This window comes from Flagellimonas sp. 2504JD4-2 (assembly GCF_053642935.1).
In genome coordinates this window covers 799,904-813,641 of sequence record NZ_JBSIOV010000003.1, presented here as the reverse complement: position 1 = coordinate 813,641, position 13,738 = coordinate 799,904, and the positions used below count along the sequence as shown (strand labels likewise).

Annotated in this window: 14 protein-coding genes and 1 other RNA gene; 10 read left to right on the top strand and 5 right to left on the bottom strand. The window is 40.8% G+C overall.

The window, feature by feature from the left end:
- Window positions 1-3: 3 nt before the first annotated feature.
- Genes pdxH through ACULLH_RS14870 form a run of 4 tightly spaced genes read left to right on the top strand, consistent with a single transcriptional unit; the run spans window position 4 to window position 4,125 of the window.
- Window positions 4-651 carry a pyridoxamine 5'-phosphate oxidase gene (gene pdxH / locus ACULLH_RS14885; protein WP_454089543.1) on the top strand — a complete coding sequence of 216 codons (648 nt, stop codon included), beginning with the start codon at window positions 4-6 and terminating at the stop codon, window positions 649-651.
- An 11-nt stretch (window positions 652-662) separates the two neighbouring features.
- The gene (locus tag ACULLH_RS14880; protein ID WP_454089542.1) at window positions 663-1,151 is read left to right on the top strand and encodes a SixA phosphatase family protein; all 489 of its coding nucleotides are present in this window, start codon (window positions 663-665) and stop codon (window positions 1,149-1,151) included.
- Window positions 1,152-3,233: a polyphosphate kinase 1 gene (gene ppk1, locus ACULLH_RS14875; RefSeq protein ID WP_454089541.1), complete on the top strand. Its 2,082-nt coding sequence runs from the start codon at window positions 1,152-1,154 to the stop codon at window positions 3,231-3,233.
- Between the two features lie 10 nt (window positions 3,234-3,243).
- On the top strand, window positions 3,244-4,125 hold the full coding sequence (locus ACULLH_RS14870) for a Ppx/GppA phosphatase family protein (RefSeq protein WP_454089540.1): 882 nt from the start codon (window positions 3,244-3,246) through the stop codon (window positions 4,123-4,125).
- Between the two features lie 2 nt (window positions 4,126-4,127).
- Here the strand turns inward: ACULLH_RS14870 and miaE are convergent, their stop codons facing one another.
- Window positions 4,128-4,709: a tRNA isopentenyl-2-thiomethyl-A-37 hydroxylase MiaE gene (miaE, locus tag ACULLH_RS14865; protein WP_454089539.1), complete on the bottom strand. Its 582-nt coding sequence runs from the start codon at window positions 4,707-4,709 to the stop codon at window positions 4,128-4,130.
- A gap of 53 nt (window positions 4,710-4,762) precedes the next feature.
- On the bottom strand, window positions 4,763-6,514 hold the full coding sequence (locus tag ACULLH_RS14860; RefSeq protein ID WP_454089635.1) for a DNA polymerase III subunit gamma/tau: 1,752 nt from the start codon (window positions 6,512-6,514) through the stop codon (window positions 4,763-4,765).
- A 107-nt stretch (window positions 6,515-6,621) separates the two neighbouring features.
- On the opposite strand from ACULLH_RS14860, the gene rnpB reads away from it, so the two are divergent.
- Window positions 6,622-6,924, top strand: an RNA gene (rnpB, locus tag ACULLH_RS14855) — RNase P RNA component class A.
- Here the strand turns inward: rnpB and ACULLH_RS14850 are convergent.
- The 3 genes from ACULLH_RS14850 to ACULLH_RS14840 are packed head-to-tail and all read right to left on the bottom strand — an operon-like array spanning window position 6,920 to window position 8,917.
- A complete protein-coding gene (locus tag ACULLH_RS14850) occupies window positions 6,920-7,456 on the bottom strand; it encodes an RsmD family RNA methyltransferase (protein WP_454089538.1) in 537 nt (178 codons plus the stop codon). The two genes, rnpB and ACULLH_RS14850, sit on opposite strands and share 5 nt — an antisense overlap.
- Window positions 7,456-8,289 (bottom strand): DUF3822 family protein, encoded by an 834-nt coding sequence (locus ACULLH_RS14845; protein WP_454089537.1) that lies wholly within the window; start codon window positions 8,287-8,289, stop codon window positions 7,456-7,458. The genes ACULLH_RS14850 and ACULLH_RS14845 overlap by 1 nt, the downstream gene beginning before the upstream one ends.
- Window positions 8,270-8,917 (bottom strand): hypothetical protein, encoded by a 648-nt coding sequence (locus tag ACULLH_RS14840; protein ID WP_454089634.1) that lies wholly within the window; start codon window positions 8,915-8,917, stop codon window positions 8,270-8,272. Before ACULLH_RS14840 ends, ACULLH_RS14845 begins: the two co-directional genes overlap by 20 nt.
- Before the next feature lie 194 nt (window positions 8,918-9,111).
- Here ACULLH_RS14840 and ACULLH_RS14835 point away from each other — a divergent pair, with 194 nt between their 5' ends.
- The 5 genes from ACULLH_RS14835 to ACULLH_RS14815 are packed head-to-tail and all read left to right on the top strand — an operon-like array spanning window position 9,112 to window position 13,705.
- Window positions 9,112-10,545 carry an ATP-dependent DNA helicase gene (locus ACULLH_RS14835; RefSeq protein ID WP_454089536.1) on the top strand — a complete coding sequence of 478 codons (1,434 nt, stop codon included), beginning with the start codon at window positions 9,112-9,114 and terminating at the stop codon, window positions 10,543-10,545.
- A 30-nt stretch (window positions 10,546-10,575) separates the two neighbouring features.
- Complete coding sequence (locus ACULLH_RS14830; RefSeq protein WP_454089633.1) at window positions 10,576-11,139, top strand: DUF4126 domain-containing protein; 564 nt, start codon at window positions 10,576-10,578, stop codon at window positions 11,137-11,139.
- A gap of 21 nt (window positions 11,140-11,160) precedes the next feature.
- Entirely contained in the window at window positions 11,161-11,889 is a 729-nt protein-coding gene (gene kdsB / locus ACULLH_RS14825; protein ID WP_454089535.1) for a 3-deoxy-manno-octulosonate cytidylyltransferase, read from the top strand.
- The gene (locus ACULLH_RS14820) at window positions 11,880-12,584 is read left to right on the top strand and encodes an HAD family hydrolase (protein ID WP_454089534.1); all 705 of its coding nucleotides are present in this window, start codon (window positions 11,880-11,882) and stop codon (window positions 12,582-12,584) included. The genes kdsB and ACULLH_RS14820 overlap by 10 nt, the downstream gene beginning before the upstream one ends.
- Entirely contained in the window at window positions 12,581-13,705 is a 1,125-nt protein-coding gene (locus ACULLH_RS14815) for an iron-containing alcohol dehydrogenase family protein (RefSeq protein WP_454089533.1), read from the top strand. Before ACULLH_RS14820 ends, ACULLH_RS14815 begins: the two co-directional genes overlap by 4 nt.
- Window positions 13,706-13,738 lie beyond the last annotated feature (33 nt).

Here is a 13,738-nt window from a genome sequence, read left to right as displayed (position 1 = left end):
GTGATGCAAAAGGATCTGGGAAATTATCGGAAATCCTACGAAAAAAGCGAGCTCACTGAGGGTTCCATCAAGGAAAATCCCATGGAGCAGTTTCAAAAATGGTTTTATGAGGTAGAGGCCACGGATGGACTGGATGAACCCAATGCCATGACGATCTCCACCATTGGTTTGGACGGATTTCCCAAAAACAGGGTGGTATTGATGAAGAAATACACCCATGAAGGCTTTATTTTTTATACGAATTATCAAAGTGAAAAGGGGAAGGCTATTGCCAAAAATCCAGTACTATGCCTTTCCTTCTTTTGGCCAAATATGGAGCGCCAAGTAATCGTTAAGGGCACAGCCGAAAAGATTGCGGAGAACCTTTCCGATGGCTATTTTGAGTCAAGACCTGTGGGTAGTCAACTTGGAGCCGTTGTTTCGGATCAAAGTGAAGTGATTCCTTCAAGAAAGGTTATGGAGGAAAAGCTGAATGCTTTGGAAAAGAAATATGAAGGAAAAGAGATTCCTAGGCCGGCCCATTGGGGTGGATATTTGGTGCGACCCGTTTCTTTCGAGTTTTGGCAAGGCCGACCAAATCGATTGCACGATAGAATTCGATATACCCTCCAAGAAGATTTTGATTGGAAAATAGAACGTTTGGCTCCTTAATGTAAACAAATATGAAGCGGATAGTATTAATGCGGCACGGTAAATCTTCATGGGAATATGAAGTGTCTGACAAAGATAGACCCCTTAAAGAAAGGGGAATCAATGACGCGCATTTGGTTGCTCAAGAATTCAATAAAAATGATGTCCGAATAGATTTTGCTTTTTCAAGCCATGCAAATCGAGCATTACATACCAGCATAATTTTCCTCAGAAATATTGGATTTTCCTTTGACAAATTTCAGGTAACAGAGGAGCTGTATGACTTTTCAGGTGGCGCTGTCCAGAATTTTGTGGAAAATTTGGATAACCGATATGATACTATTTCGATTTTTGGACACAATTATGCATTTACATCCCTTGCAAATGCTTGGGGAGATCAGTATATTGACAATGTTCCCACGGCAGGATTGGTTCTGATCAAATTTGAAGCGAACGATTGGGCAAAACTTACAAAGGGAACCACCGAGCAAATTATTTTTCCAAAACACTTAAGAGGATAAATGGTAAAGACCAAAAACGAATACGTAAACAGGGAGATTAGTTGGTTACATTTCAATGCAAGGGTACTTCAAGAAAGTGCCGACAAAAGGGTCCCCCTGATTGATAGATTACGGTTTCTAGGTATTTTCAGTAACAATCTTGATGAATTTTTCAAGGTGAGATATGCTACGGTCAAGCGTATTGTTGATGCTGGGAAAAAAGGAAAAAGTGTATTGGGAGGAGAAAAGGCCAAGGACCTTCTTGAAGAGATTACCAAAATCGTTATTGGTCAGCAGGCACGAAGCCTTGAAATTCTTAATAGCATTGAAGAAGAGCTAAAAGCCGAGAATATTTTCATCATAAATGAAAATGAGGTAAAGGAAAACCAGGCCGAATTTATACGCGAGTACTTTTTTAAAAAGGTCAATCAAGAATTGATGACCATCATTTTGAACGATCTTACCGAGTTTCCGTTACTAAAGGACACCGCTGCCTATCTAGCGGTAAAAATGGTAATGAAAAATGATGAGAACCTTGGGGTGAACGGGAACAATCGCTATGCCTTGATTGAAATTCCAAAAGGGATAGATAGGTTTATCGTACTGCCAAAGGAAGGAGACAAAAATTATATCATCATTTTAGATGATTTGATCCGGTTCTGCTTGGACAGTGTGTTTACCATGTTTGATTTTGAATCGATTTCCGCTCACATGATCAAGATTACCCGTGATGCCGAGTTGGACATTGACAATGATTTGACCAAGAGTTTTATTGAGAAAATATCTTCCAGTGTTGAACATAGAAAAATCAGTGACCCGGTTCGTTTTGTCTACGACAAGCAGATTGATAAGGACACACTTCAGTTTCTAAAGGAGAAAATGAACGTTGAGGACACGGATAGTGTTATTCCTGGGGGTAGATATCATAATAGAAGGGATTACATGGGATTCCCTAGCCTGGGAAGGGACGATTTGATGTATAAGAAAATTGAACCTCTGCCAGTCAAAGGGTTGAGCATGAAAGGGAGTCTTTTGGAAATGATAAACCAAAAAGACTATATGATCTATGCGCCTTACCATACATTTAGTTATGTCACCAAGTTTTTAAGGGAGGCTGCACTTGATCCCAAAGTACGAAGCATTAAGATTACGGTCTATCGATTGGCCAATGATAGCCAGGTAGCTGCTTCGTTGATCAATGCTGCAAAAAACGGTAAGCAAGTCACTGTGCAAATAGAACTTCAAGCCCGGTTTGATGAACAAGCCAATATTGAATACGCCAACCAATTACAAGCTGAGGGGATAAAGCTGATTTTTGGGGTGCCTGGACTCAAAGTACACAGTAAGATTTGTCTAGTGGAGCGAGAGGAGGCCGAAGGTATCAAAAGGTACGGGTTTATCAGTACAGGTAACTTTAATGAGTCCACAGCAAAAATCTATACCGATTACACTTTGTTCACGGCTCACGAAGGTATTTTAAAGGATATGAGCCGGGTATTTGAGTTTTTTGAGACCAATTATAAAATCAACAAATACAAGCACCTGATTGTTTCCCCGCACTACACCAAGGTGACTTTTATGAGGTTAATTGATAACGAGATTGAAAATGCCCGCCATGGCAAGGAGGCCTACATCAAAATCAAGATGAACAGTTTTACCTCCTACAAAATGGTCGACAAATTGTACGAGGCAAGTAGGGCAGGGGTCAAAATTCAATTGATTATAAGGGGTGTGTGCTGTCTTGTTCCGGGAATCGAGGGCATGAGTGAAAATATTGAGGCCATTAGTGTTGTCGACAAGTTCTTGGAACATCCCCGGTTGTTCATTTTCGGTAACGGCGGCGATCCAAAGGTTTATATATCCTCTGCAGATTGGATGACACGTAATCTTGATTTTAGGGTCGAGGTGGGCTGTCCAATTTATGATGATGATATCAAACAAGAATTGTTGGATACATTTGATATTTCGTGGAGAGATAATTTTAAGGCACGTGTATTTTCGGAGAAACAGGATAATGCATATAAGCCAAAAGAAGCTGGCGAACCGGAGTTAAGATCGCAGTTCGCCCTTTACGACTACTATCAGAACAAATTGGAATCCTAAGTCGGTCACATTGATAATTCGAAAGTTTGCAGCTATTGACATTGGTTCCAACGCAATTCGTTTGTTGGTGACCAATGTGATAGAACAGGAAGATAAGGTTACCACATTCAAAAAGAGTGAAATTATTCGTGTTCCTGTTCGCCTTGGGGAAGATGCCTTTACCAAAGGCGAAATTTCAGCTCATAATCTTAGGCGATTGATTCTGACCATGCAATCCTTCGATTTGTTGATGAAGGTTTATGGGGTGGAAAAATATATGGCTTGTGCCACTTCGGCTTTACGGGAAGCTAAAAACGGAAACGATGTGGTTGAAAAGGTATTCCAAGAATCTGGGATAAAGATTGAGATAATTGATGGGAAAAGGGAAGCTTCGATTATCGCTTCTACCGATTTGAAAGAACTTATCAAAAAAGATAGATTGTACCTCTATGTGGATGTTGGAGGCGGAAGCACCGAATTTACCATCTTTGAAAACGGTCATGTGCTGGTATCTAAGTCCTTTAAAATAGGTACGGTCCGAATTCTGAATGCCTTGGTTGATGATTCGATTTGGCAAGCCTTGCATGATTGGATAAAAGAGCATATTCCAGAAAACAGCAAGGTAGAAATTATAGGTTCAGGAGGGAATATCAATAAGCTCCATAAAATGTCCGGCAGAAAACCGAACCAGCCCTTATCCTATATCTGGCTCAATGCCCAGTATCACTTTTTAAACAGCATGGATTACGACGATAGGATATCGGAGTTGGGATTAAATCAAGATAGGGCCGATGTGATAATTCCAGCGGCTAAGATATTCTTATCGGCTGCAAAGTGGAGCGGTGCCAAGAAGATTCATGTACCCAAAATTGGGCTGTCCGATGGGATGATCAAAACCTTGTACAACGAATAAGATTACCCGTGCATAGTTTCCTTTTTGCCCAGGTCCTTCATTAATTTGGCCTCATGCTCCAACAATTCCTCCCATTTTTTGTCCACTTCTTCTCGATTCCCATACTTTCTGGCAAATTTTAAGAACATGGTATAATGGTTGGCCTCACTGACCATCAGACTACGGTAAAATTCAGATAATTCTGCGTCTTCCAGCTCCTCAGAAAGCAATCTAAAGCGTTCACAGCTTCTGGCTTCAATCAAGGCCGCATACAGAAGTCGATGGATCAAATGGGTTTCCCTGCTTCCACCCTTTGGAAAGAACTTCATCAATTCGATAACATATTCATCTTTGCGCTCTCGACCTAAGACCCAACCTCTTTTTACGATTTTATCGTGGACCATATTGAAGTGCCCCATTTCTTCCCGGGCCAGCGCTGTCATTTCCTTTACCAATTCTGATTTCTCAGGAAAACCAATGATCAGCGAAATAGCTGTGCTTGCCGCTTTTTGCTCGCAATAAGCATGGTCGGTAAGAATCTCTTCGATATTTTTTTCTACGATATTGACCCATCTGGGATCGGTAGGTAATTTAAGGCCAAGCATAATGTCAAACTTTACAGCGCAAAGATAGCGGTATTCTTAAATGAATAGAGGGGTTAGAAATCTAAATCGAACTCCTTTCTCAGTAAATCAATGGCAGGATTTTTTTCCTTCAGCTTTTGATATTTTTCCTCTGGGGTGAAGGCAAACTTTTTGGCAACCTCTTCGTTTACGGTAATTTGTAACACTATCGAATAATTGTTCAATTTTTGTTTGAGGTAGTCCATCATAAGACTTTGTTCCCGTTCCACCTCTTTTTTCATGGTACCATTAGGAAGCTCAATCCAAATGGTATTCTCGTTTTTGAGCTTGGGAACATCGGTCTGTAGGTTACTCGCCAAAATTTTACGCCCCTTATCCTCCAATTGCTGGACAAAATCGTTCCAATGCGACTGCATATCCGACTCTGTAAAGACTTCCTTGGGAAGGTCATCTTCGTTGACCAAAGGGGTTTTTACATTTTCATGCGCTTTTTTGGCCTTTATGCTGGAAAGGGACAGTCCTGAGATCCGATTTTCAGGGGATTTCAGCTGGATTTTTTTAATCGGGGGATTCTTGACCTCAATTGGAACATTGGGCTCTTGCGGTTGTGCCTCAGTCTCTTGGGGAGGTTGTGATGGCTCAGATGGCTCTTCTTGGTATTGAACGACCGGTTCTTTTGCTACCACCGTTGTAGCAGGTGACTCGACCTTCTCCTTTTTTGATTTAAAGAATGATGCTGGGATTATGAAATCAGACTTTTTTTTTTCTCCATCAAAGGAGATAGAAGCCAATTTCATCAAAGTAAGCTCAACAAGCAGACGTTGGTTTTTACTTGTTTTATATTTTAGATCGCAATCATTGGCCATTTCCAAGGCTTGCAACAGAAATTCCCTTGAGGCCTTTTTTGCTTGGACCTCGTAATGTTTCTTCACATCTTCCCCAACCTCAAGCAAAGCAATAGTTTCAGGGTGTTGGCATACCATTAGATCCCTAAAATGAGAGGCGAGGCCAGTAATAAAATGATGTCCATCGAAACCTAAAGACAATGTTTTGTTGAACAATACCAGTAAGTCAGGAATGTTGTTTTCCAAAATTAGGTCCGTAGTACTGAAATACGTATCATAATCCAGTACATTTAAATTCTCGGTAACAGCTTTTCGGGTCAATTGCTTTCCCGAAAAACTTACTACCCTATCGAAAATGGACAGCGCGTCACGCATTGCGCCATCAGCTTTTTGCGCAATGATATGAAGGGCACTTTCCTCGGCTTCGATGCCTTGTTGCTCCGCTATATATTTCAAGTATTCCGAAGCATCTTTAACGGTAATCCGCTTAAAGTCGAAAATCTGACAACGCGAGAGTATGGTCGGAATTATCTTGTGCTTTTCAGTGGTGGCCAAAATAAAAATGGCATGCTTTGGTGGTTCTTCCAAAGTCTTTAAAAAAGCATTGAACGCCGATTGCGAGAGCATATGAACCTCATCAATGATGTAAACCTTGTATTTGCCAACTTGGGGAGGAATCCTAACCTGGTCTATAAGGCTTCGAATATCATCCACCGAATTGTTAGAGGCGGCATCAAGTTCAAATATGTTGAACGCAAAATCTTCATCCTCAAGCTCTGTGCCGTCTTGATTGATCTTCTTGGCCAAGATACGGGCGCAGGTAGTTTTACCCACCCCTCGAGGACCACAAAAAAGAAGGGCCTGTGCCAAATGATTGTTGTCAATGGCATTGAGCAGGGTATTGGTAATAGCTTCCTGACCCACAACATCTTTAAACGTCTGGGGACGGTATTTCCGGGCCGAAACAATAAAGGGTTCCAAAACAGGAGAATTTTGCATTATTACAAATATAGAAATAGGAAGTTGCAAAGTGATGTTAGGGGCAAAGAGGAAACCATTTTTTATTAACAATTGAGTTACCTTTGCCGTCAGCAGGCCACCTTATCGCTGCAACCTTGTTTGATCAAGGTTGAAGAGGAAAGTCTGGACACCATAGTGCGGCGTAGCGGATAACATCCGTCCGTTGAAAAACGAGGACCAGTGCAACAGAAAGCAAGTACAGTTCGGCTGTAGTGAAATCAGGTAAACTCTATGTGGTGAAACGTCACGTAAACCAATGTTTGAGGGTTGCACGCTCGAATTGGAGGGTAGGCGGTTGGAGCCTCTCGGTAACTTGAGGCCTAGATAAATGATAAGGCTCGACAGAATCCGGCTTATGGCCTGCTTTTACTTTTCGAAAAAACTAAAGACGCTTCCACCATATTTTCGGAATTCCGTAAAATCGGGATGGTCGGACAGATCTGTTTGATCGGAATGTTCAATGATCAAAAGGCCATCTTCAAGAAGCAGTTTTCTATCAAAAATCAGATCCGCAATTTTATTGAACTGCTCCTTTTCAAAGTTATAGGGAGGATCAGCAAAGATTAGGTTGGCTTTTTCCGGTGTCTTTTCCAAGAATTTAAATACGTCAGATTTGATGCTTACAATGGAAAAATCCAGTTCCTTGGATGTTTTTGTGATGTATTGCACGCAACCTGGGTAACTATCCACAGCGATGATATTTGCAGCTCCACGGGAAGCAAATTCGAAGCTAATATTCCCAGTTCCCGCAAAAAGGTCTATCACTTTAAGTTCGTCTATGTAAAATCGGTTGTTAAGTATATTGAAAAGTCCCTCTTTGGCCATATCGGTGGTTGGTCTCACAGGGAGTTTTTTTGGTGCGATAAGCCTTTTGCCCTTATATCTTCCCGAGATTATACGCACTATAAGGAACTAAGGGTGGTAAAATCGATGGTTTGGGTTTCCAATTGTTCCAAAGGGTAGGTTGGATTTACCGGCTCAAACACGGATACATTCCGAATATATTTATAGCACAAATCAAAAATGGCATCACCTTCCTCTACCGTGCCAAACAGTTTGAGTTGCACCTTTTCCAAATCGATGTTCAATTGTTCCAGCCCAAAGAGCAAGTAGTACAGAAAGTCCTCTGCCGTTTTATATTGAAAATGATTATAGAAAAGGAGTTTCTTTTCTGAGATGACCACCATCTCCATTTCTTTTTCCGATACCTGGATATAGCAAACAGGGTCTGCGGATGCCCTGGTTTGATTCAATAAAGTCGTAATCAAAACGGTGCCGCTGTGTTTAAACTCAAACTCACCAAATAGGTCGAAAATGTAATTGTTAATGTTGGCAAACGGCACATAGACATTGATTATATCATAATGCGGAATCTCATCGTAAACAATATGATCGGTTGCCATTATCTTGGCATTGAATTTTAGATAATTGGGAAGTTCTTCCGGGTTAAAAAGCGTTTTGGGAACTAGACTGAACAATCCGCTTTTGTGTATGACCACCACCTTAGAGAACTTTTTTTGGATTTCATCCCCTTGATTGAGCAATGTTTTTAACTCTTTCAGCATCAAGTAGGGGGTGGACTGTGTTTTGAAAGATACTTTTTGAAATGCCAGTATCTTATGGGTAATAGTATCCACCACACAAAAAGAAAGTCCATTCAAACCAATTTGAATGGACAGTTTCTTAAAGTTATTTTCGGTTTCGACCTTTGTTATATTATTGGTCTTTTCTGTCATAAATTGGAGGCCAGTTTCCATTCGTACTTACATCAGTAAGAGAGCCTACTTTAATTTCAGTCCCATTTACTTCCTCAACACTTTGGTGGGCATTTTCGCGCGCCAACAAATCGGCAGGCTGATCGAAAAGAACCACATTCTTGGCAATTTTTGCTTCAAATACCGGAGCTTTATATCCTTGCTTGTCAATGATATCAGCCTTCATTTCAAATTTTTCTCCTCCTTGCGCTCCAGGAACTTCCATCATGGTTTTATAGCTATCATCATTTTTGAACAATGAATCCTTTACCTTGACAAAACCAAGAGTGTCTATGATAATCGTGTCAACTTGCAAGTCGATTTGATATACCTTGTTGTAGCGCATGAAAGACGAATCCCTTTGTTGGGTGATGGTATAGTTACCTGTATCCACAAATTGGATAAGACTGTTGAAATTACTTGCGAATCTTCCGTTTACCGTTTTATAGGCTTCTTGTGAATCACGGATATCTTTCAACTTGGCAATAACTTTCGAAAATCTTTCTTGTCGGACCTTCTTAAATTCAATAGGTGCGTTAATCGATTGGTAAATTTTGTAGCCCAAAAAGATGCTTAAAAGCCCGAATGCAATAACTAGAATCGGTTTTATCTTTTGGGGTAAAAATCTATCAATAAGAAAGACAAGGCCTATGGTCAGAAGGCATATAACAACAACTATAAGAATTAAACTTAACATACTAATTTTTTCTTTGAGAGTTAATTTAGCGGTTACAAGCAAATCTACAATTTTTTTTTAATCACGAAACTTTTTGCTTTAAAAATCCATACTATCTTTAGGTGCTTATGAAAGACCCTTCTTCCAGCGGATTTTTGACCATACTTAAAGACAAATTTCCGCATGAACCTACATTAAAACAGGCTAAGGCTTTGGACCAACTTTCAAGGTTTGTCCTAGATGGAAAACCTGAAGAACTCTTTTTATTGAAGGGTTTCGCTGGTACCGGAAAAACTACGATGGTGGGGACCGTGGTCAATAGTCTTTGGAAAATAAAAATGAGTGCTGTACTATTGGCACCAACAGGAAGAGCTGCGAAGGTAATGTCTTCATATTCTGGGACCCAAGCATTTACAATCCATAAGAAAATATACTTTCCGAAAAAGCAGGCTGGAGGAGGAGTACAGTTTGTTTTAGCGCCAAATAAGCATAGGAACACACTTTTCATTGTTGACGAGGCGTCGATGATACCCGATACCCCTGCCGATTCCAAGCTTTTTGAAAACGGTTCGTTGTTGGATGATCTGATGTACTACGTGTATTCTGGTCATAATTGCAAGTTGCTGTTGATAGGGGACACGGCGCAGTTACCACCAATAAAATTGGATATGAGCCCTGCTTTGGAAGAAGGTCGACTCTCATTGAATTATAACAAGGATGTGAACACGATGGAACTGGACGAAGTGATGCGCCAAGAAGATGATTCTGGAATCCTTTTAAATGCCACTAATTTGAGGGAGCAGTTACAATCGGAATTTTACGATGAATTCCAATTTAATGTATCCAACTATAAAGATATTGTCCGATTGATCGATGGCACCGAGATTCAGGAAGCCATTGATGCTTCCTACGCTGAGAATGGAAAGGAGGAAACCGCCATCATTGTAAGGTCCAACAAACGGGCCAACCTATATAATAAGAATATAAGGGAACGTATTTTGTTCTTGGACCATGAAATTGCTGTTGGGGACTTTATGATGGTCGTCAAGAACAATTACTTTTGGCTGCGGCCCAATTCCGAAGCAGGATTTATTGCCAATGGCGATATCATAGAGATTCTGGAGCTTTTTGCCATTAAGGAACTCTACGGATTTTCATTTGCGGAGGTCAAAGTGAAAATGGTGGACTATCCCAATCAGAAACCGTTTGAAACCGTATTGTTGTTGGATACCATCAATGCGGAGACCCCATCATTGCCGTATGAAGAGGGAAACCGACTTTATCAAGAAGTAGCTAAGGACTATGCCCATGAAAAATCGAACTATAAACGATTTCTTGGGGTAAAGAACAACAAATACTTCAATGCACTGCAGGTAAAATTCTCCTATGCAATTACTTGTCATAAATCTCAAGGAGGCCAGTGGAACACTGTATTTGTAGAACAACCGTATCTGCCCAACGGTCCAGATAAAGATTATTTAAGGTGGCTTTATACAGCGGTTACAAGGGCCAAGCAGAAACTATTCCTCATTGGATTCAGGGATGATTTTTTTGTTGACTAGGAATACCCTATTTTAGACCTTAGCATGAGCATGGATTCCGACACAATTATTAGCATATTTTTAGGTGTGGGCTTGGCCGCATCAGTGGGCTTTAGGGTCTTTCTTCCTCTTTTTGCGTTGAGCCTGGCAGCTTACTTAGATGTTTGGGATCTCAACGATAATTGGGAATGGATTGGAAGCATTCCAGCACTTGTTGTATTCGGTGTCGCCACAATTGTAGAGATTTTTGCGTATTTTATACCATGGGTTGACAATGCCCTGGATGGTTTGGCGGTTCCCCTAGCTGCCATTGCAGGTACCGCTGTTATGGTATCTACAGTGGCCAACTTGGACCCAGTGGTCACTTGGTCCTTGGCCATAATTGCAGGAGGAGGAACGGCGACCGCAATAAAGGGCGCTAATGCCGCGGGCAGGATAACCTCTACTGCAACGACCGGCGGAGTCGCTAACCCGATAGTATCAACCATCGAAACAGGAACTGCGGTTGCAGTTTCAACAGCCTCTATATTAGTGCCACCAATTGCGGCCATTTTGGTCATCGTGATTTTAGTGGTTATTTTCAGAATTTATCGCAAATTGCGGCCCAAAAGATAATTTTGGCTTAACATCGAAGTAGTGAGAATAATTTCATTGATTCCGGCGAGGTACCAAGCCTCAAGATTTCCCGCAAAACTGATGCAAGATTTGGGCGGAAAACCTGTGATTGTTCGTACTTATGAAGCAGCCGTTGAAACTGGATTGTTTGATGAGGTATACGTTGTTACCGATAGCAAACTTATTTTCGATACGATTTCTGAAATTGGGGGCAAGGTGTTGATGAGTAAAAAGGAACATGAAAGTGGGAGTGATAGAATCGCAGAGGCCGTGGTTGATTTGGATGTGGATATTGCCATCAACGTTCAAGGAGATGAACCTTTTATAGATGCTGAAAGCTTGAAAAAAGTTATTGAGGTGTTTAAAAATGATGATGCTAAAGAGATAGATTTGGCCTCACTGATGACCCCGATTACCGACTGGGATGAAATTTCAAACCCAAATACGGTGAAAGTAATTGTGGACAACCAAGATTTTGCCCTCTATTTTTCGAGATCACCCATTCCTTATCCCAGGGATGAGAATGTTGATGTCAAATATTATAAACACAAAGGAATATACGCCTTTAGAAAAAGGGCATTGCTCGATTTTCAGCGATTACCCATGTTACCTTTGGAAGCCAAGGAAAAAATTGAAGCGATTCGATTTTTGGAATACGGAAAAAAAATAAAAATGGTGGAGACACACGTCACCGGCATAGAAATTGATACCCCAGAAGACCTAGAACGAGCCCAAAAAGCATGGAGATAGATTATAGTGATATAAAAGTTATAGGCTTTGATGCCGATGACACCCTATGGGTGAACGAAACGTACTTTCGGGAAACGGAAGAGCGATTTGCGGAACTTCTGGAAGGCTATGAGACTAAAAATAAGGTGGATCAGGAGCTCTTTAAGATTGAGATGCAAAACCTTGAGACCTACGGTTACGGGATTAAAGGTTTTGTACTTTCCATGATCGAATCCGCTCTGGATCTATCCAACAATAAAATACCTCAAGAGATTATTTCCGAGATTATAGATTTGGGCAAAAAAATGATTTCCCATCCAGTGGAACTATTAGATGGGGTAGAGGAAGTTTTGGATAGCTTACAACATAAGTATCGCTTAATAGTACTGACAAAGGGTGATTTGTTGGACCAAGAACGCAAATTGGAGAAATCTGGAATATCAAAGTACTTTCACCATGTAGAGGTACTCAGTGATAAAAAAGAGAATAATTATAAGAACCTACTGGACCATTTGGAAATAAGCGTGGATGAGTTTTTGATGATTGGTAATTCGTTGAAATCGGATGTATTGCCAATCTTGAATATTGGGGCCAAAGCCATCCATATCCCATTTCATACGACTTGGGCACACGAATTGGTCGAAGATGCGCATCAGGTGAATGGACACCTGAAATTGAATAGTTTAAAAGAAGTTCTGAAGTATTTGGACAAATGAAAACAAAAAGTAATTTGAAAAACGAAATTACATCGGACAAAATTACTCAGTACCGCAATTTCCCCATGGTACCACGAGTAGTTTTTGGTAAGGGTAGTTTCTCGCAGCTAGGAGAGGTATTGTTACCTAAACGAAGAAATTCAGAAGCCCCATTCATTTTTTTGGTAGATGATTTTTTTGAAAACACACATATCGCGGAGCAAATACCGTTGATGTTTAATGATGAACTCATTTTTATTTCGGCGGATGAGGAACCAAAAACTGCCCAGGTTGATGCCTTGGTCGCTAGAATCCGCGAGAATTATGACGAATTGCCCTCTGGGATCGTCGGCATAGGTGGCGGCACACTATTGGATTTGGCCAAAGCTGTTGCGATTATGTCAACGAATAAGGGTGACGCAAGCGAATATCAAGGATGGGATTTGGTTCACAAGCCTGCATTATATCATGTCGGGATTCCTACGATAAGCGGAACGGGTGCTGAAGTGTCCCGAACCACGGTGCTCTTGGGACCCGATAAGAAACTGGGAATTAATTCCGATTTTACCACTTATGACCAAGTAATCTTAGACCCGGATTTGACCATTACGGCTCCTAAAGAACAATGGTTTTACACAGGTATGGATTGCTACATTCATTGCATAGAATCTTTGAATGGGACGTATCTAAATGCATTTAGCAAAAGTTATGGTGAAAAAGCGCTTGAACTCTGTATGGATGTTTTTCTAAAGGATATCCCTGAGATTGAATCTCGTGATAAGTTAATGATGGCCTCTTGGCACGGAGGAATGAGTATAGCATATTCCCAGGTTGGTGTTGCTCATGCCATGAGCTACGGCCTATCATACCTTCTTGGCATAAAACACGGATTGGGTAATTGTCTGGTGTTTCAACATCTTGAAGAATTTTATCCAGATGGAGTACGATATTTCAAGAAAATGCTTCAAAAACATCAAATAGAACTTCCCAAAGGAATTTGTTCGGATCTTACTCAGAATGATTTTGATATTCTGATAAATGTAGCTTTGAGTATGGAGGCCTTATGGGAAAATGCACTTGGAAGTGATTGGAAAAACAAGATTACTCCCGAAAGTTTGCAGAGCATTTATATGAAGATATAGGGTTCTTGCCATTTACTACATTCAACTAACTTG